This window comes from Ruegeria sp. AU67 (genome assembly GCF_900312795.1).
Lineage (GTDB): Bacteria > Pseudomonadota > Alphaproteobacteria > Rhodobacterales > Rhodobacteraceae > Ruegeria > Ruegeria atlantica.
Genome location: NZ_OMPH01000020.1, coordinates 224109 through 241722 on the forward strand (window position 1 = coordinate 224109; position 17614 = coordinate 241722).

A 17614-nucleotide genomic window follows, 5' to 3' on the forward strand; every position below is an offset into this window, starting at 1 on the left:
AGCACGGGCCTCTCAACAGTTGCAGACCGGCCAATACGGGGCATTCAAAGCCGCGTGACGGCAACTGTTATGCTAGATCAAGTAGGTCGACAGGCTTGGGACATAGCTTAGCAGGATCAAGACGGCGGCCACCGCAATCAGGAACGGCCAAAGTGATTTCAGAATTGCTCCGGGGGTCGTGCCGCTCATGGATGAGGCGATATAGAGGCCAATGCCGACGGGTGGCGTAAGCAGGCCAAGAACAAGGTTCAGGCATACGACAACTCCGAACTGGTAGGGGCTGATGTCGTAGGACCCAGTGGCAATTGGCAACAAAATGGGCGTGATCAGGATGATGGCGGCGATCCCGTCGATCACCATCCCCACCAAAAGCAGTGCAGCATTTACGATCAGTAAAAACATGAACGGATTAGATGTGATCGACGTGATCAACCCCGCCAGCTGCTGTGGTATTTCTTCGTAAATGATGACCCACCCAAAAACGCTGGCCGCCGCAATCATGAACAGGATCATCGATGCGTTTGCGGCTGTTCGCTTGAACATCTCGCCCAGATGTTGCGGCTTTAGCTCTCCGTAAATGAGCCACCCGACCAGAAATGCGATCAGCGAAGCGATGGCTGCGGATTCTGTCGGCGTAGCGATGCCAAACAGAATACCGCCGATGATCGAAACCGGGATCAGCATGGCAGGAAGGGCGGCGATCAGGGCCTGCAGAGCATCGCGGCGGGACATCCAGACGCCCTTTGGGAATTGCTGAAACCAACCGACAAGCGTGATCACCAAAGCAAAGGCTCCTGCCAGCAGCAGGCCGGGTATGATCCCGGCGATGAACATGTCGCCGATGGGAATCTGCGCCAAAACGCCAAAGATAACGAACATCATTGACGGCGGGATGACCGGCGCCAAAAGGCCACCGGCGGCTGTTGTGGCAGCGGCGAAGCCCTTGCTATAGCCCTCTTCCTCCATCGCGGGGACCATGGCGCGGGACATCACAGCGATCTGTGCGGTCGCCGAACCGATGATGGCGGCCATGAACATGTTCGCCAGCAGGTTGATATAGGCGAGCCCGCCCCGGAATCCGCCCACGAATACACGCGCCAAAGCGACCAGGCGGCGTGTCATGCCGCCTTCATTCATCAGCTCTCCGGTCAGCATGAACAGCGGGATTGCCAGCAGGCCGTAGTTTTCCAACCCGCCAAACATTTTCTGCGCGAAACTGTCGTACAGAACCGTGTTCCCGCTTTCCCAGATGTACCAGATTGCGCTGATAGCCAACACGATGGCAACGGGCACCGACAACAGCAGGGTGGCTAGAAAGACAATCGGGCTCATACCGGTGACCCTTGTCCGGGACACGTCAGAAGATGCATCGTTGAATGTAGCGTTGCCCCCAAGGCAAACAGCCACATCACGAACCAAAACAAAAACTTCGGAAGCCCGAGGGTTGAGGTCGGTTCGGCATAGATGAAGTTGAACGTATTGCCTTGAAACGCCACGGCGTCGAACCCTGTACGAGCGATGTCCAGTGGCAAAAACCACCGCCAGCAGAACCACAGCATCGCGATTGCAAACGCGAAGACAACGATGTCGACTGCTTTTCGGATTATTGCCCGGACATGAGGTGGAACCAGATCGGCAAGGATCGTGATCGAGACCGAATTGCGGTGGTGCAACGCGGCTGACGCGCCAAAGAATGTCATCCAAACCATGGCGTAGATCGCCAATTCATCCACCCAGAACAGGGCGTTACCCGCCGTGCGAGTCACGACATTCAACAAGATCAATAGGGTGACGCAAACGGCCAGTGCTGCGGCACACCATAACTCAACCCACGCCCACGCTGCAGACAGCCGGTATAACATCGCCGATCCCCTATGAAAAAGGGCGCAGGATTGACCTGCGCCCTTTCCTTGAAACGTTCAACTTTATTTGGTTTCTGCCGCAGTCTCGCGCAGCGCGTCAAGGGACGAGGTTTTTTCAGACCAGATGCCGTTCCATTCCTCAATCGCATCGCCAAAGAATGAGGCATCGACTTTCTTGTAGGCCTTGCCGGTTCCCTCGATCTGTTCCAGCCACTTCGCTTCGTTGGCAACATAGGCATCGATGGTGCTGTCGACATGCTTGGCCATCAGCTCACCGATCATCGCGCGGTCATCTTCGGACAGTCCCGCCCAGACTTTGGCCGAGACCAGCCCGACCATCGGGAACATCATGTGGTCGGATTGAACGATCGTGTCGGCGTGATCATAGTATTTCAGCACCCAGATCAGTTCAGCATCCATATCAATGGCGTCGACCTGCCCATTGGCCAGCGCGTCATAGACTGCAGGCAGCGGCATCGGTGTTGGTGCAGCTCCGACCGCGTTGTAGAAATCCAAAATCGGCGTAAACGGCGTGATCCGCAGTTTCAGACCAGACAGGTCCTCCGCCGAAGACACATCGCCCCGGCTGACGATCTGGCGCAGCCCGGCCATACCGTAACCTAGGCCTACAACGCCCACCTGACCAGGCAGGGGTTCCAGCATCGATTTTGCGGTATCCGAACGTAGGATGCGCCCCGCGTGGCCGATATCATCCGCGAGATACGGTGCATAAAACGCACCCAGATCAGGTGCGCGGTTCGACACTTCGGCCACGGTCATGAATGCCATATCCAGCGCGCCAGTCTGCAATTGTTGCAGCATCTCTGCCTCGTTGCCCAACTGACGGGCGGGGAATACAGATACGGTATGGGCACCACCGCTGGCTTCGTTCAGCTCGGCCCCAAAGGACTCGGCCGCCTTGGTCCAGATATGCGGAGGTGGCGTGATCAGGCCCAGACGGAATTCATCTGCATGGGCAGCTAGCGATGTCACAGCAAGCGCTGCAGCCGAAGCGGCGATCTTAGCAAAATGTTTCATGTTCTTCCCTGTTGTTTGTTCATCTCAGAGTGTGACCCAGCCCTCTGGCGGCTCTTTTCCCGGATGCACGGTCTGGCAGTTCGGGCATGTTCTGTCTTCTTCTGATGAATAGAATTTTTCGTAGACCGGCGGCAAGTCCTTGACGATAGACTGCAATTGCATCTCGGCCCGATGAACGCGGGTGCCGCATTCAAAGCAATACCATTCGATCGCGTCCAGCTCGCCTGTTTGCCGTTTGGGTTCGATCACCAATCCGATTGAGCCTTCCTGCGGTCTTTGTGGTGAATGGCGCACATGCGGCGGCAGCAAGAAGATCTCACCTTCGCGGATCGGAACGTCATAGAAATCCTCTCCGTCATACAGCTTCAGCACCATGTCGCCTTCTAGCTGATAGAAGAACTCTTCAACTGGATCGTCGTGATAGTCGGTTCGCTTGTTCGGCCCGCCGACGACGGTGACCATCAGGTCGGCATCCTCCCACACCTGTTGATTGCCGACCGGCGGCTTCAGCAGGTGACGGTGTTCGTCGATCCATTTCTGAAAGTTGAATGCACTTAACTTCGACATGTCCCACTCCCTGTTAGTAGGAGTTTGGCCGGTTTTTTCATAACCGCAAAGAAATTATCCGCATCTAGATATCCGATTTGCTTATATCGATGTGGCTATGGCTTCAGGCCGCATTCCGCGAACCCTTTGCGGATGATCTCTTTTTCCGCCTCGGTCAGTTCCAGCATTGGGGGCCGTACGCGCCCTCCGACCTGTCCCAGCAGCTCTTGCCAGTATTTTCCAAAAGCGGTGGGTTTGCCTGCAGGTTTGGTTCGCTTCATCGCGTCCCGCACCGGGTTCAGGCTGTCAAACACCTTGCGCGCCTCATCTGCTTTGCCGGCAAAAGCCAGCCGCGTGTATTCGTTCATGCGCTGATCATTCTTGGTCTGTAACTGGTAAGGCGGCGACGAACACAGATACAATTTCCAATCCAGTTCCAGAATATTGTCCAGCCATTCATGTTCAGCCGATGTCGAGACATGAATTTTGTCGCCCACCATATGCGTCAGTTTCACATACATCTCACGCGGGACGGAGTATTTGATGGCCACGATGTTAGGCAAATCAGCAATCCGTGCGCATTCTTCAGGCTGCATCAGGTATCCGCTGTCCGGGTGGCTCCACATCGCGATCCCGATATCCAGCTCATCGCAGAACCGTTTGTAGTACTGGTACAAAACCTCTCCACGATCCTGAACAAAGCTTAGAACAGGGGCATGCAAGACGATGTAATCGGCCCCACAATTCTGCGCATGGCGGGCCAGTTCCAGCGCCGTGTCCATGTTCTGATCCGAGACCGAGACAATCACACCGGCTTTGCCCGCGCATTCGTCAACCGCAATCTCAAAATTGCGCTTGCGCTCATCAAGGCTCATCGAAAAGAACTCGCCCTGCTTGCCTGCCACGAACAGTCCCTGGATATCCAGATCGTCAATCCAGTGGCGAATGTTTGACCGCAGCCCGGCCTCATCCAGTGACAAATCATCGTTGAAGGGGTTCAGGGCTGCGGCCCAGATGCCGGTCATGTTCTCGCGCGCATAGGCTTTGGCGTCGCGCTTGGAGTAGTTCATTTTAACGGGCCTTCCGATTAACGCGCAATTCTGGCGTCGCCATCAAAGCCTGATCACCCCACTTGATCCAATGCGAAAGCCGGGAACTGGGTATCTGAAATTAGAATACCCAAAGAATACCAATTTAGAATTCTTTGGCGCTGGTTTAGGTTTGCCACATGAAAATAGGATTGATCGGTAAAGGCGCGATTGCGCAGCATGTCATGGGCGCGGTTCAGGCGCGAGGCCATATGGTACATGCGGTTCTGGTGCGACCAGGCAGCATTTCACAAAACCCGAACCTGTTTGTGGGTTCGGTGCCAGAGCTCATCGCAGAGGCGGACCTAGTGATCGAATGCGCCGGCCATCAGGCACTGGCGGCCTATGGCCCTCAGGTTCTGGGGCAGGGTACGGACATTATCACGGTGTCCGTCGGTGCATTGGCGGATCAAACGATTGCAGACGAGATGGAAAGCGCGGCCAGCGATGGGCAGGCTAAGCTGCACCTGGCCAGCGGCGCAATCGGTGCCCTTGATTGCCTGAGCGCTGCGGCGACCGGCAAATTGGACAACGTCACTTATGTCGGGCGCAAGCCTCCGTTGGGTTGGAAAGGATCTCCGGCAGAGGGCAAGCTGGATCTTGGGGGGCTGACACAGGTGGAAACGCACTTCACTGGGACCGCCCGAGAGGCGGCGTTGGCCTATCCCAAGAACGCAAACGTTGCGGCAGCCGTAGCCTTGGCTGGGATTGGATTTGATGAGACGCAGGTAAAACTCATCGCTGATCCGTCGATTGCGCAAAACATTCATGAGGTTGAGGCCGAAGGGGAATTCGGGCAGTTCCATTTCCGGATAAGCGGCAATTCCCTGCCGGACAATCCACGCAGCTCGGCCTTGGCCGCGATGAGCGTGGTGGCCAAGCTCGAACAGCTGTCAAAGCCAATTGTGATGTGACCATGGTAGGACGTCATTCACGTATCGTCGACCGCGCCCTGACCCGGCTGAAGCTACGCCAACTGCGTTTGCTGGTAGCGGTGGGAGCCCACGGTAACATCCAGAACGCCGCACGCGAGCTGGGCATCTCGCAACCGGCAGCAACCAAGATGATTCAGGATCTGGAACTGGATTTTGAGGTCAAGCTGTTTAGCCGGACCAATCGGGGTGTGATTCCGACCGTGTTCGGAGAAACTTTGATACGTCACGGCAAGCTAATCTTTGCCCAGGTCTCGAACGCTGCGCAGGAACTGGATGACCTGAACGAAGGCAATGCAGGCCGCGTGGTGGTGGGCACTTTGTTGGCGGCCTCAACCAGCCTGCTGCCGGCCGCCATTGAAATCCTTTTGGCTGACCGCCCGAATGTGGCGATCAAGATCAACGAGGGCACGAACGAAGTCCTAATGCCGAGGTTGCTTTCGGGCGAAATCGACATGGTAGTCGGGCGGCTTCCCTCTCATAGGCACCGTGACAAGATCAGGCAGGAAAAGCTGTTTGAAGACCGCATTCTGGCGATCGTCGGCAATCAGCATCCTCTTGCGGGTCGCCCGGATGTTTCCTTCGCTCAGACCAAACCCTTTGGCTGGATCGTCCCGCCGCTGGAAACCACATTGCGGCGTCAGCTGGATCATTTCTTTGTTGGCCAGCAGCAATACGTTCCGCCCGTGACGATCGAATCCGTATCCTACCTGACCAATCGTGCTTTGCTGCAGTCGCGCGATCTGATGGGGCTTATGCCGGCCGAGGTCGTGTCGCAGGACATCGCCCACGGCTACCTGTCGCCATTGGATTGGGATGTCCCATTTGGGCAGGGGCCGATTGGTGTCTCATTCCGGGCGGATGATGATCTTTCCCCCGCTGGCCGGGCCTTTAAATCGGCGCTGCATCAGGCGGTGAAACAGAAATGAGGTCAGGTATTCGTCAAATTGATATCAGTATTCACCCAATTCACTTGAAGTAATGCCGGCCATTGCGTGATTTGAAATAGTCAAAGTCGGAGGCACCGGTTTCATGTATCCTGAGCTTAAGCTGTTCATCGCGGGCAAGTGGCGCACAGCCAACCGGGACATACCGGTCGTGAATCCCGCGACAGAGGGCGAAATCGGGCGGCTTCCCTGCGCGTCGAAGCAGGATCTGGATGACGCCCTGGAGGCTGCGGTCCGAGGGTTTCGCGTATGGAGTCTCACCTCACCGCGTGAACGTTCCGACACAATCCTGCGCGCTGCTGCACTGATGCGGCAACGTCAGGAAGAGATTGCCCATACCATCACCATGGAACACGGCAAGCCGCTGAATCAGGCCAGGCTTGAGGTTATCCGAGGGGCAGAGTTCTTTGAATGGGACGCGGGCGAGGCGATGCGGACCTATGGGCGGGTCATCCCTGCGGCTCCGGGTCACAAGTTTTCCGTTCATCACCAGCCTATCGGTGTCGTCGCAGCCTTTTCACCCTGGAATTTCCCGATGAGCCAACCAGCACGCAAAATCGCCGGCGCGCTGGCTTCGGGCTGCTCGATCATCCTGAAGGCGGCAGAAGAAACACCCGCCGGGGCAATACATATTGCAAAAGCCTTTGAAGATGCCGGTCTTCCTGCAGGCGTCCTGAACCTGGTGTTCGGAGAGCCGGCAGAAATCTCAGGCCACCTCATCCCGCAGGATCCGGTCAGGCTCGTGGCTTTCACCGGCTCAACCGCTGTGGGGCGGCATCTGACCACCTTGGCCTCGGAACACATGACATCGGTGCTGATGGAACTTGGTGGCCACGCGCCAGTAATTGTCTGCGAAGACACAGATGTGAAAGCGGCCGGGATCTCAAGCGCAGTTCGAAAAATGCGCAATGCCGGGCAGGTGTGCACATCGCCCACAAGGTTCTTTGCGCATGAGAGCATCTTTGACGATTACTCCACAACTTTCGTTGAACGCGCTGCAGCAACTGTTGTCGGAAGCGGCATGGACGAAAATGTGGAAATGGGGCCTTTGGCAAATGACCGGCGGGTGCCTGCACTGACCGAATTGGTGGAAGACGCCCGTGAAAAGGGCGCGACGGTTGCCACGGGTGGCGCCAAACATGGCGACAAAGGGTACTTCTTTCAGCCCACCATCCTGCTGAACGTGCCCGACAACGCCCGGATCATGCAGGAGGAACCTTTTGGTCCGGTGGCTGTGATCAATCCAGTGTCCTCACTGGACGACGCAATCGGCAAAGCAAACTCGGTGCCCTATGGGCTGGCCGGTTACGCGTTCACAAATCGCGCGGACTATATTGATCGATTGATTGACGAGGTCGAGGTTGGAAACCTGTCTATCAACACGCTTGAGGCATCCATGCCTGAGACGCCCTTTGGGGGCGTGAAATCCAGCGGATATGGTCGCGAAGGCGGCACCGAGGGGCTGGACAACTACATGATCGTAAAAAACGTGTGGCATTCCGCCGACATCACCTGATCAATGGCGTGGCGGATAACGTCGCGCCGATTATGGCGTCAGAAGTTTCCGGTAGAGCGTGTCGATAAACGGCTCGGCCCCTTCAAATGGGTCTTCGTCGCCCAGAATTGCGCGGACCTGAACGTCGAAGTCGGCGTAGTGCTGTGTCAGCGCCCAGATTGAAAAGATCAGGTGATGGGGGTGCAGGCGCGCGATTTTGCCCTGAACCATCCACTGTATGAGTATTGCCGTTTTCTCATCCACCAAAGATTTGAGGTCGTGCGACAGAGATTCGTGGATACGCGGAGCGCCCTGAACCAGCTCGTTCGCAAACAAGCGGCTTTCGCGCGGTAGGTCTCGGCTCATTTCCAGCTTGCGGCGGATATAGGCGAGGATTTCTTCCATCGGTTCGCCATCCGCGTCCAGATCATGCAGAGGGGCCAGCCAGACCTCTAGCAGGCCTGACAGCAGGGCTGTGTGGATCGCCTCTTTCGAAGGGAAATAGTACAACAGGTTCGGTTTGCTCAGCCCGGCCTCGGTGGCGATTTGATCGACCGTCGCCCCACGAAAACCATGCGCCGAAAACACGTTCAGTGCGGCCTCGAGAATCGCGGCTCGGTTCTTTTTCTGAATTCTGGTCGGGGCGCGGTCTTTGGGCATGTTTCCTGACTGTCTCTTTTTCCGCCAAGCGGGCACCAATTATGCCGAATTTTCCGGCGGCACCATGCAATTTCTTGACTGATGTCGAACCCGTGATAGCGTGAGTTTGACCAGATGGTCAAATCAAGACACCAAAAGCGAGCCAAATCGCAAGCAACAGGGAAGAACAAGATGGCAGCTCCGGCGCAAAACCTCAGGATCAATGGCGACAGACTTTGGGACAGCCTGATGGAGATGGCCAAGATCGGTCCCGGAGTCGCGGGCGGCAACAACCGCCAGACCCTGACAGATGAAGATGCCGAAGGGAGAGCCTTGTTCCAGAGGTGGTGCGAGGATGCGGGCTGCACCATGGGGCTGGATCAGATGGGCAATATGTTTGCCCGCCGCGAAGGGACCGACCCGGACGCGCTGCCGGTTTATGTCGGGTCGCATCTGGATACGCAGCCGACCGGTGGCAAGTATGATGGCGTGTTGGGCGTCTTGGGCGGGTTAGAAATCATCCGTACTTTGAACGATCTGGGGATCAAGACGAAACACCCGATCGTTGCGACCAACTGGACCAACGAAGAGGGCACGCGTTATGCGCCGGCAATGTTGTCTTCAGGCGTCTTTGCCGGGATGCACACGCAAGACTGGGCCTATGACCGCGAAGATGCCGAGGGCAAGACGTTCGGCGATGAGCTGAACCGCATTGGCTGGCGTGGTGATGAAGAGGTCGGTGCCCGTAAGATGCATGCGTTCTTTGAACTGCATATCGAACAGGGGCCAATCCTTGAGGCCGAAGGCAAAGATATCGGAGTTGTGACCCACGGGCAGGGCCTAAGTTGGACGCAGATCACCGTAACCGGCAAGGACGCTCATACCGGCTCGACCCCGATGCCGATGCGCAAGAATGCCGGTTTGGCTATGGCGCGTATTCTGGAAAAAGTGGACGAGATCGCGTGGTCCCACGCGCCTCATGCTGTTGGGGCTGCCGGACATATTGATGTGTTTCCGAATTCGCGAAACGTTATCCCGGGCAAGGTAGTGTTCACGGTCGATTTCCGCTCGCCTGATCTGGCGGTGATCACGGATATGGAGAACCGTCTGCGCATAGCAGCAGAAGATATCGTGGATGAAATGGGCCTGCAGATCGAATTCGAAAAGGTCGGCGGGTTTGACCCGGTGGAATTCGATGCTGGCTGTGTCGCGGCTGTTCGCGATGCGGCCAAGCGGCTGGGCTATTCGCACACCGACATCATCTCGGGCGCGGGGCATGATGCCTGCTGGATCAACCGTGTGGCCCCGACTGCCATGGTTATGTGCCCCTGCGTTGACGGATTGAGCCACAATGAGGCGGAAGAGATCAGCAAAGATTGGGCCGCAGCAGGTGCGGACGTCTTGTTTCATGCCGTCGTCGAGACTGCAGAAATCGTTGAATAAAAGAGAATCGGCTTAGCTGCCGGTTTCTCAATTGAAAACAACATGAGGCGCAAAGCGCTCGCAGGGAGAAGAACATGTCTACTGTGATCAAAAACGGAACCGTCGTTACGGCTGATCTGTCCTACAAAGCGGATGTCAAAGTCGAGGACGGCGTTATCACTGAAATCGGTTTGGGTTTGAAGGGCGACAAGGAACTGGACGCCACGGGCTGCTACGTCATGCCCGGTGGAATTGACCCACATACACACCTTGAGATGCCGTTCATGGGCACCTATTCCAGCGATGATTTCGAAAGCGGTACGCGGGCTGCGCTGGCAGGCGGCACCACCATGGTGGTTGATTTTGCGCTGCCAAACCCCGGGGAAAGCCTTTTGGATGCGTTGAAACGCTGGGACAACAAATCCACCCGTGCGAATTGCGATTACTCGTTCCACATGGCCGTGACCTGGTGGGGCGAGCAGGTGTTCGATGACATCAAAACGGTGATTGAAACGCGGGGGATCAACACGTTCAAGCATTTCATGGCCTACAAGGGCGCTCTGATGGTGAATGATGACGAACTGTTCGCCTCGTTCAAGCGCCTGTCCGAACTGGGCGGTATTGCGATGGTGCATGCCGAGAATGGCGATGTGGTGGCTGAACTCAGTGCTAAGCTGCTGGCCGAGGGGAACAATGGCCCCGAGGCGCACGCCTATTCCCGCCCGCCGCAGGTTGAGGGCGAGGCGACAAACCGCGCCATCATGATAGCTGACATGGCGGGCGTGCCGCTTTATGTGGTGCATACGTCCTGCGAGGATGCGCATGAGGCGATCCGGCGGGCCAAATTGCAGGGCAAGCGGGTCTGGGGCGAACCCCTTATCCAACACCTGACGTTGGATGAGAGCGAGTATTTCAACCAAGATTGGGATCATGCGGCACGTCGGGTTATGAGCCCTCCGTTCCGGAACAAGCAGCATCAGGACAGCTTGTGGAACGGTCTGCAATCGGGATCGTTGAGCGTTGTGGCAACAGACCATTGTGCCTTTACCACCGAACAAAAGCGCTATGGTGTGGGCGACTTTACCAAGATCCCCAATGGCACCGGCGGGCTTGAAGATCGGATGCCGATGCTGTGGACTCATGGGGTAAACACCGGGCGTTTGACGCCGAACGAGTTCGTCGCGGTGACTTCAACGAATATCGCCAAGATATTGAATTGTTACCCGAAAAAAGGAGCCGTTCTGGTTGGCGCTGATGCGGATCTGGTGGTTTGGGATCCTGAAAAGTCCAAGACGATCAGTGCCGATGCGCAGCAATCCTCGATCGACTACAATGTATTCGAGGGCAAAGAGGTTAAAGGCCTGCCGCGCTTTACCCTTACTCGTGGGCACGTGGCTGTGCATGATGGGGAAATCCGCACGCAGGAAGGCCACGGCGATTTTGTTGCACGTGAGGCCAATACCACTGTGAACAAAGCGCTAAGCACCTGGAAAGAGCTGACCGCGCCTCGGCCGGTTGAACGGACGGGTATCCCGGCGACGGGTGTATGATGCGTGCGGGCCGCAATTCATGCGGCCCAAAATCAAATCTTTTCAAGGCTATGGAATGAATACTGAAAGCACTACCCAGCCCGTTATCGAGGCAAGGCAGCTGGATCTGACCTTCCAAACCAATGACGGACCAATCCACGCGTTGAAAGACGTGAACCTGACGATCGACAAGGGTGAATTTGTCAGTTTCATCGGTCCCTCAGGCTGCGGGAAAACCACCTTTTTGCGATGTATTGCTGCGCTCGAAACACCAACCGGGGAAACCCTGACGGTCAATGGCATGACCCCGGATGAGGCGCGGCGGAACCGGGCCTATGGCTATGTGTTCCAGGCGGCGGGGCTTTATCCCTGGCGCACCATTGCCAAGAACATCAAGCTGCCTCTGGAGATCATGGGATATTCGCCTGCCGAGCAGGATGAACGTGTGAGAAGCGTTCTGGAACTTGTTGATCTTGAAGGGTTTGGCGGCAAATTTCCGTGGCAACTGTCCGGGGGCATGCAGCAGCGCGCCAGTATTGCGCGGGCGCTGGCATTTGACGCTGATATACTATTGATGGACGAACCCTTTGGGGCGTTGGATGAGATCGTGCGCGATCACTTGAACGAACAGCTTTTGGCGCTTTGGGCGCGCACAGAAAAAACTATCGGATTCGTCACGCACTCGATCCCCGAGGCGGTGTATCTGAGCACCAAGATCGTGGTGATGAGCCCGCGACCGGGGCGGATAACGGATGTGATCGACAGCCCGTTGCCGAAGGAACGTCCATTGGACATCCGCGACACGCCTGAGTTCATCGAAGTGGCTCATCGTGTGCGCGAGGGTCTGCGGGCTGGGCATGCGGACGATGAATGATGGGTTCAAAGCTTTTTGGGCAGTTCTGACCGTTCTCGCGGTGATCGTCGTCTTTTGGTATGCGGCCTGCATTCCAATGAACATCAAAGGTGTTTTGACGGAACAGGAGCGTGCAGGGGCCGAAGTTCAGCCACCTTCGGCTAAAGATCGTCGGGATATGTCCGAATTCGGACTGGTGTTGAATAACAGCTTTGCCATCCCCGCCACGTGGGAGCAGGACCGGCCCCGCCTGCCGGCGCCGCACCAGGTCGCTGTCGAGATGTGGGAGACCACTGTACAGAAAAAAATCACCTCGAAACGGTCACTTATCTATCATGGCTGGGTCACGCTAAGCGCAACGATGCTGGGCTTTGTGATCGGTACTGGATTGGGCATTCTGCTGGCTGTCGGGATCGTGCACAGCCGCGTCATGGACTTGTCGGTGATGCCATGGGCCATTGTCAGCCAGACGATTCCCATCATCGCTTTGGCGCCAATGATTATCGTGGTGCTGTACTCGGTGGGCATTCAGGGGATCATCCCCAAGGCGGTAATCTCGGCCTATTTGAGTTTCTTCCCTGTGGTTGTCGGTATGGTCAAAGGGCTTCGCAGCCCGGATGCAATGCAACTGGACCTGCTGCGCACTTACAGCGCCAGCCGGTCGCAGGGGTTCTGGAAGCTGCGCTTGCCTGCATCGATGCCATATCTGTTTACGTCCCTGAAGATCGGCATTGCGGCTTCGCTGGTCGGCGCCATCGTTGGTGAATTGCCAACAGGGGCGGTGGCCGGTTTGGGTGCGCGTCTGCTGGCAGGCAGCTACTATGGGCAAACCGTGCAAATCTGGTCGGCCTTGTTTGCAGCGGCCATTCTGGCGGCTTGCCTGGTCGGGTTGCTGGGGCTTGTAGAACGGAAGGTCCTGAAAAGAATGGGGATGGCGCAATGATATTAGTGCTGTTTGCAATCGTCGTTTGGGTCCTGGGTTGGTGGCTGAATAGCCGTCTGGCCAGTGGGCCTTATGCGGACACGCGCATGGTGCGATTTCTGGCTCCGTTCATTTTTGGCATAACGATCATTGTCATATGGGAGCTGCTGGTCAGAGGCTTAGACGTGTCCTTGGTCATACTGCCGGCGCCATCCGTAATTGCGGTGCGCTTTGCCAATAGCCTGCCAATCCTGTGGGAGGACTTCGTTCAGACCATCATAAAGGGCGCGTTCAGCGGGTACATCATTGGGTGCTTCGCGGCATTCCTAATGGCAATTGCGGTGGATCGCTGGGATTTCCTCCGACTTGGGTTGCTGCCCGTTGGGAACTTTGTCGCAGCGCTGCCAATTGTCGGGACCGCACCCATCCTGGTGATGTGGTTTGGGTTCGACTGGCACTCCAAAGCTGCCGTTGTCGTGGTGATGGTGTTCTTCCCAATGCTGGTCAACACCGTGGCTGGTCTGCGTGAGGCCACGGCCATGCAGCGCGACCTGATGGAGACCTATGCGGCCACCTATTGGCAGAGCTTCCTGAAGCTGCGATTGCCCGCTGCGATGCCCTTTATCTTCAACGGCTTAAAGATTTCTACCACCCTAGCGTTGATCGGCGCTATCGTGGCAGAGTTCTTTGGCTCGCCCACGCTAGGCATGGGCTTTCGTATATCCACCAGCGTGGGGCAATTATCGTTGGATATGGTCTGGGCCGAGATTGTGGTGGCCGCTTTGGCCGGAACCGCATTTTATGGTCTTGTCGCAATGATCGAAAAGGCGGTGACCTTCTGGCACCCGTCGCAACGTGGATAAAACAATAATTCAACAGACCCCAAAAGGGGCACCAACAGCAACTAGGAGATATGAAGATGAATAAGCTACTCAGCGGGGCGATAGCCGCCTTTAGTCTGGCCGCCAGTTCGGCTTTCGCTGCGGATGAGGTGACATTGCAACTGAAGTGGGTCACGCAGGCTCAGTTCGCGGGCTACTATGTTGCCAAGGACAAGGGGTTCTACGAGGAAGAGGGGCTGGACGTCACTATTCTGCCCGGCGGACCAGACATTGCACCGACGCAGGTGATCGCAGGTGGCGGCGCTGACGTGACCGTCGAATGGATGCCCGCCGCGCTGGCTGCACGCGAAAAGGGTTTGCCTTTGGTCAATATCGCGCAGCCGTTCAAAAGCTCGGGTATGATGCTGACCTGCTGGAAAGATGCCGGGATCGCGGCACCCGAAGACCTTAAGAACCGCACGCTGGGCGTTTGGTTCTTTGGCAACGAATTCCCATTCATGAGCTGGATGAGCCAACTGGGGATCGACACGGGTGGCAAAAGCGAAAGCGGTGTGGAAGTTCTGAAGCAAGGCTTCAACGTCGACCCGCTGCTGCAGCGTCAGGCCGATTGCATCAGCACCATGACCTATAACGAATACTGGCAGGTCATCGATTCCGGCGTCAACCCGGATGAGCTGGTGACCTTCAAGTACGAAGATCAGGGTGTCGCGACATTGGAGGACGGCCTGTATGTTCTGGAAGAGAACCTTGGGGACGCAGCGTTTGTCGACAAGATGGAACGCTTCGTTCGCGCCTCGATGAAGGGTTGGAAATACGCCGAGGAACACCCGGATGAGGCAGCCGATATCGTGCTGGAAAACGATGAGACCGGCGCCCAAACCGAAGAGCATCAGAAACGCATGATGGGCGAGATCGCGAAATTGACCTCAGGTTCGAACGGTTCGCTGGACCCTGCCGATTTTGAACGCACCGTTGCCACCCTGCTGGCGGGCGGTTCCGATCCTGTGATCACCAAGCAGCCAGACGGCGCTTGGACGCACCAGATCACGGATGCGGCTCTGAACTGATCCGCTTCGCACTGACTGAAAAGGCGCGGTCCCAAACGGGGCCGCGTTTCCTGTTTCTTATGTCGGAAATGTGTCTGTACTTGAGATCGAAATGGCGTAGAATTCTATGAATAACAGCGCATTTCATACGAAACTGGCGATAGTCCGAAGAAAATGCAGGGATTTGCATCAGAATTCAACACGGCGTTCACTCTGATCCTGAATGGGGATCCAGAGCTTTGGGCGATTGTGCTGCTTTCCCTGAAAGTTTCCGTTTTTGCCGTCCTGATTTCTGCACTGATTGGCATGCCTGTTGGCGCTGCGCTGGCCGTTGCACGCTTTCCGGGGCGGCGGGTTTTGATCATTCTTATGAACGCGCTGATGGGGTTCCCGCCGGTGGTCGTAGGCTTGCTGGTTTATCTGATGTTGTCGCGATCCGGGCCTTTGGGCGTCCTTGAACTGCTCTACACACCGACCGCGATGATCATCGCGCAGGTTGTTTTGGTGACGCCCATCGTCGCTGCGTTGACGCGGCAGGTGGTCGAGATGCTGGCCGAGGAGTACTCGGAACAGCTCCGATCCTTGGGCGTGTCGCGGCTGGCGTCTGTGCCAGTACTTCTGTGGGATGCGCGTTTGGCGCTGGTCACGGCCTTGCTGGCCGGATTTGGCCGGGCCATTGCCGAGGTTGGGGCGGTCATAATCGTTGGCGGAAACATCAATCACGTGACGCGGGTGATGACGACGACCATCGCGCTGGAAACGTCCAAGGGAAATCTTGCGCTGGCCCTGGCGCTCGGCGCGATCCTGATCGGTATTGCCATAGCGGTGAACGCCATGGTCAGCACGCTTAGCCTGCGGGCTGAGAGAGAGGGGGTGCGCCATGCGTGATCTGGTCTCGGAAATGGCGCGGCGCATCACCGTTAATGGATTGCAGATTGCGCGTAATGGCACCGCATTGCTGGACGTTCCGCACCTGACATTGAGCGGGCCGGGGCCGACCTTAATCCTTGGACCGAACGGCGCGGGCAAAAGCCTGTTACTGCGGTGCCTGCATGGGCTGATTGCGCCGGACAAAGGGTACGTAGCGCAAGATGGAGTTCCTTTGAATGCTGATCACAAGGCCCGGCAGGCGATGGTGTTTCAGCAACCCGTCTTGCTGCGCCGCTCCGTTGCAGCCAATCTGGATTTTGTCCTGAAACGGCAGGGCCTGCAGCGCGTTGCTCGCAAGACGCGTATTGCTGATTTGCTGGCCCAAGGCGGGCTTGAAGGCAAAGCACGGCAAGCGGCCAGATCGCTGTCGGGAGGTGAGGCGCAGCGGCTGGCCATCCTGCGCGCGCTGGCGCTGGACCCGGATACCTTGTTTCTGGACGAACCGACCAGCGCGCTGGACCCCGGCGCCACTCAGGTGATTGAGCGGATGATCCTGCGCGCATCAGAAGGGGGGGTGCGCATTGTCATGGTGACCCATGACATCGGTCAGGCGCGCCGGCTGGCATCGGATGTCGTCATGATGCAGGGCGGTCATGTGGTTGAACATGGCGATGCGCGTCAGGTATTGGACGATCCCAAAAGTGATGCCTCGCGCAGGTATCTTGCAGGCGGATTGGTGACATAACAAAAAATCTGGAGTTTAGAATGATCCGGAATTTCATTCGGGCAGCATTGGTTTCACTTGGCTTTTTTATAGGTCCGGCCTTGGCCGAAGAACCATTTATCGTGGTGCAATCAACGACCTCGACCCAAAATTCGGGACTGTTGGATTACATCCTTCCATGGTTCGAGGCGGAAACCGGGATCGACGTGCGCGTTGTTGCTGTGGGCACCGGGCAGGCGATCCGTAACGCAATCAATGGGGATGGTGACGTTCTGTTGGTCCATGCAAAGGCCGACGAGGAGCAGTTTGTCGAAGACGGCTGGGGCGTTGAACGATTTGACGTGATGTATAATGACTTCGTACTTGTCGGTCCCAAATCAGACCCGGCCAAGGTGAAGGGCGGATCGGATATCGTGGCCGCTTTGACCGCGGTATCTGAGGCCGAAGTTCCCTTTGCATCACGCGGGGACGACAGCGGAACCCATAAGGCTGAAATGCGCCACTGGAACGCCGCCGAAGTAGATCCGGCTGCGGAATCGGGTACGTGGTACAGGGAAACCGGTTCAGGCATGGGCGCGACGTTGAACGTCGCCAGTGGCATGGATGCTTATACCCTGACGGATCGTGCGACGTGGGAGTCCTTTGGCAACCGAGGAAACCTTGACGTGTTGGTCGAAGGTGACCCTCGCTTGTTCAACCAATACGGCGTTATTCTGGTGAACCCCGAAAAACACGCGGGTGTAAGGGCGGCGGCAGGGCAGCGGTTTGTTGATTGGCTGATCGGCCCGGACGGGCAGACAGCCATCGAGGCCTTTGAGTTGAATGGTCAGCAGCTGTTCTTTCCGAACGCGAAATAGGG

18 protein-coding genes are annotated in these 17614 nt (G+C 56.8%); 12 read left to right on the plus strand and 6 right to left on the minus strand.

Annotation, left to right across the window (positions count from 1 at the left end):
* Positions 1-72: 72 nt before the first annotated feature.
* The 5 genes from DK510_RS10775 to DK510_RS10795 form a co-directional block, all read right to left on the minus strand.
* Positions 73-1332: a TRAP transporter large permease gene (locus DK510_RS10775; protein ID WP_109312077.1), complete on the minus strand. Its 1260-nt coding sequence runs from the start codon at positions 1330-1332 to the stop codon at positions 73-75.
* Positions 1329-1862 carry a TRAP transporter small permease gene (locus DK510_RS10780; RefSeq protein WP_109312079.1) on the minus strand — a complete coding sequence of 178 codons (534 nt, stop codon included), beginning with the start codon at positions 1860-1862 and terminating at the stop codon, positions 1329-1331. Before DK510_RS10780 ends, DK510_RS10775 begins: the two co-directional genes overlap by 4 nt.
* 63 nt (positions 1863-1925) lie before the next feature.
* Positions 1926-2900: a TRAP transporter substrate-binding protein gene (locus tag DK510_RS10785; protein WP_109312081.1), complete on the minus strand. Its 975-nt coding sequence runs from the start codon at positions 2898-2900 to the stop codon at positions 1926-1928.
* 24 nt (positions 2901-2924) lie between these two features.
* Positions 2925-3467: a 3-hydroxyanthranilate 3,4-dioxygenase gene (locus DK510_RS10790; protein ID WP_109312083.1), complete on the minus strand. Its 543-nt coding sequence runs from the start codon at positions 3465-3467 to the stop codon at positions 2925-2927.
* Between the two features lie 95 nt (positions 3468-3562).
* Positions 3563-4516, minus strand: a complete 954-nt coding sequence (locus DK510_RS10795) for a dihydrodipicolinate synthase family protein (RefSeq protein WP_109312084.1) — start codon at positions 4514-4516, stop codon at positions 3563-3565.
* A gap of 158 nt (positions 4517-4674) precedes the next feature.
* Between DK510_RS10795 and DK510_RS10800 the strand changes: the two genes are divergently transcribed.
* From DK510_RS10800 to DK510_RS10810, 3 genes are all read left to right on the plus strand, one after another.
* A complete protein-coding gene (locus DK510_RS10800) occupies positions 4675-5448 on the plus strand; it encodes an aspartate dehydrogenase (RefSeq protein ID WP_109312086.1) in 774 nt (257 codons plus the stop codon).
* A 2-nt stretch (positions 5449-5450) separates the two neighbouring features.
* Positions 5451-6395 carry a LysR substrate-binding domain-containing protein gene (locus DK510_RS10805; protein ID WP_109312087.1) on the plus strand — a complete coding sequence of 315 codons (945 nt, stop codon included), beginning with the start codon at positions 5451-5453 and terminating at the stop codon, positions 6393-6395.
* A 103-nt stretch (positions 6396-6498) separates the two neighbouring features.
* Positions 6499-7929: an NAD-dependent succinate-semialdehyde dehydrogenase gene (locus DK510_RS10810; protein ID WP_109312089.1), complete on the plus strand. Its 1431-nt coding sequence runs from the start codon at positions 6499-6501 to the stop codon at positions 7927-7929.
* Positions 7930-7959: 30 nt separating this feature from the next.
* Here the strand turns inward: DK510_RS10810 and DK510_RS10815 are convergent, their stop codons facing one another.
* On the minus strand, positions 7960-8568 hold the full coding sequence (locus DK510_RS10815; RefSeq protein WP_109312091.1) for a TetR family transcriptional regulator C-terminal domain-containing protein: 609 nt from the start codon (positions 8566-8568) through the stop codon (positions 7960-7962).
* A gap of 171 nt (positions 8569-8739) precedes the next feature.
* Here DK510_RS10815 and DK510_RS10820 point away from each other — a divergent pair, with 171 nt between their 5' ends.
* From DK510_RS10820 to DK510_RS10860, 9 genes are all read left to right on the plus strand, one after another.
* Positions 8740-9990: a Zn-dependent hydrolase gene (locus DK510_RS10820; protein WP_109312093.1), complete on the plus strand. Its 1251-nt coding sequence runs from the start codon at positions 8740-8742 to the stop codon at positions 9988-9990.
* 74 nt (positions 9991-10064) lie between these two features.
* A complete protein-coding gene (gene hydA / locus DK510_RS10825; protein WP_109312095.1) occupies positions 10065-11519 on the plus strand; it encodes a dihydropyrimidinase in 1455 nt (484 codons plus the stop codon).
* 55 nt (positions 11520-11574) lie between these two features.
* Positions 11575-12372 carry an ABC transporter ATP-binding protein gene (locus DK510_RS10830; protein WP_109312185.1) on the plus strand — a complete coding sequence of 266 codons (798 nt, stop codon included), beginning with the start codon at positions 11575-11577 and terminating at the stop codon, positions 12370-12372.
* Positions 12365-13294, plus strand: a complete 930-nt coding sequence (locus tag DK510_RS10835) for an ABC transporter permease (RefSeq protein ID WP_058277687.1) — start codon at positions 12365-12367, stop codon at positions 13292-13294. The genes DK510_RS10830 and DK510_RS10835 overlap by 8 nt, the downstream gene beginning before the upstream one ends.
* On the plus strand, positions 13291-14136 hold the full coding sequence (locus DK510_RS10840) for an ABC transporter permease (RefSeq protein ID WP_109312097.1): 846 nt from the start codon (positions 13291-13293) through the stop codon (positions 14134-14136). The genes DK510_RS10835 and DK510_RS10840 overlap by 4 nt, the downstream gene beginning before the upstream one ends.
* A gap of 56 nt (positions 14137-14192) precedes the next feature.
* The gene (locus DK510_RS10845; protein WP_058274243.1) at positions 14193-15182 is read left to right on the plus strand and encodes an ABC transporter substrate-binding protein; all 990 of its coding nucleotides are present in this window, start codon (positions 14193-14195) and stop codon (positions 15180-15182) included.
* Positions 15183-15335: 153 nt separating this feature from the next.
* Positions 15336-16049: an ABC transporter permease gene (locus tag DK510_RS10850; protein WP_109312099.1), complete on the plus strand. Its 714-nt coding sequence runs from the start codon at positions 15336-15338 to the stop codon at positions 16047-16049.
* On the plus strand, positions 16042-16776 hold the full coding sequence (locus tag DK510_RS10855; RefSeq protein WP_109312101.1) for an ATP-binding cassette domain-containing protein: 735 nt from the start codon (positions 16042-16044) through the stop codon (positions 16774-16776). The genes DK510_RS10850 and DK510_RS10855 overlap by 8 nt, the downstream gene beginning before the upstream one ends.
* A gap of 20 nt (positions 16777-16796) precedes the next feature.
* Entirely contained in the window at positions 16797-17612 is an 816-nt protein-coding gene (locus DK510_RS10860; protein ID WP_109312103.1) for a substrate-binding domain-containing protein, read from the plus strand.
* Positions 17613-17614: the final 2 nt, after the last annotated feature.

What these genes read in the sequence shown, in the direction of transcription:
- DK510_RS10775 (WP_109312077.1), bottom strand. Translation starts at nt 1,332, where the DNA reads ATGAGCCCGATTGTCTTTCTAGCCACCCTGCTGTTGTCGGTGCCCGTT.
- DK510_RS10780 (WP_109312079.1), bottom strand. Translation starts at nt 1,862, where the DNA reads ATGTTATACCGGCTGTCTGCAGCGTGGGCGTGGGTTGAGTTATGGTGT.
- DK510_RS10785 (WP_109312081.1), bottom strand. Translation starts at nt 2,900, where the DNA reads ATGAAACATTTTGCTAAGATCGCCGCTTCGGCTGCAGCGCTTGCTGTG.
- DK510_RS10790 (WP_109312083.1), bottom strand. Translation starts at nt 3,467, where the DNA reads ATGTCGAAGTTAAGTGCATTCAACTTTCAGAAATGGATCGACGAACAC.
- DK510_RS10795 (WP_109312084.1), bottom strand. Translation starts at nt 4,516, where the DNA reads ATGAACTACTCCAAGCGCGACGCCAAAGCCTATGCGCGCGAGAACATG.
- DK510_RS10800 (WP_109312086.1), top strand. Translation starts at nt 4,675, where the DNA reads ATGAAAATAGGATTGATCGGTAAAGGCGCGATTGCGCAGCATGTCATG.
- DK510_RS10805 (WP_109312087.1), top strand. Translation starts at nt 5,451, where the DNA reads ATGGTAGGACGTCATTCACGTATCGTCGACCGCGCCCTGACCCGGCTG.
- DK510_RS10810 (WP_109312089.1), top strand. Translation starts at nt 6,499, where the DNA reads ATGTATCCTGAGCTTAAGCTGTTCATCGCGGGCAAGTGGCGCACAGCC.
- DK510_RS10815 (WP_109312091.1), bottom strand. Translation starts at nt 8,568, where the DNA reads ATGCCCAAAGACCGCGCCCCGACCAGAATTCAGAAAAAGAACCGAGCC.
- DK510_RS10820 (WP_109312093.1), top strand. Translation starts at nt 8,740, where the DNA reads ATGGCAGCTCCGGCGCAAAACCTCAGGATCAATGGCGACAGACTTTGG.
- hydA (WP_109312095.1), top strand. Translation starts at nt 10,065, where the DNA reads ATGTCTACTGTGATCAAAAACGGAACCGTCGTTACGGCTGATCTGTCC.
- DK510_RS10830 (WP_109312185.1), top strand. Translation starts at nt 11,575, where the DNA reads ATGAATACTGAAAGCACTACCCAGCCCGTTATCGAGGCAAGGCAGCTG.
- DK510_RS10835 (WP_058277687.1), top strand. Translation starts at nt 12,365, where the DNA reads ATGAATGATGGGTTCAAAGCTTTTTGGGCAGTTCTGACCGTTCTCGCG.
- DK510_RS10840 (WP_109312097.1), top strand. Translation starts at nt 13,291, where the DNA reads ATGATATTAGTGCTGTTTGCAATCGTCGTTTGGGTCCTGGGTTGGTGG.
- DK510_RS10845 (WP_058274243.1), top strand. Translation starts at nt 14,193, where the DNA reads ATGAATAAGCTACTCAGCGGGGCGATAGCCGCCTTTAGTCTGGCCGCC.
- DK510_RS10850 (WP_109312099.1), top strand. Translation starts at nt 15,336, where the DNA reads ATGCAGGGATTTGCATCAGAATTCAACACGGCGTTCACTCTGATCCTG.
- DK510_RS10855 (WP_109312101.1), top strand. Translation starts at nt 16,042, where the DNA reads ATGCGTGATCTGGTCTCGGAAATGGCGCGGCGCATCACCGTTAATGGA.
- DK510_RS10860 (WP_109312103.1), top strand. Translation starts at nt 16,797, where the DNA reads ATGATCCGGAATTTCATTCGGGCAGCATTGGTTTCACTTGGCTTTTTT.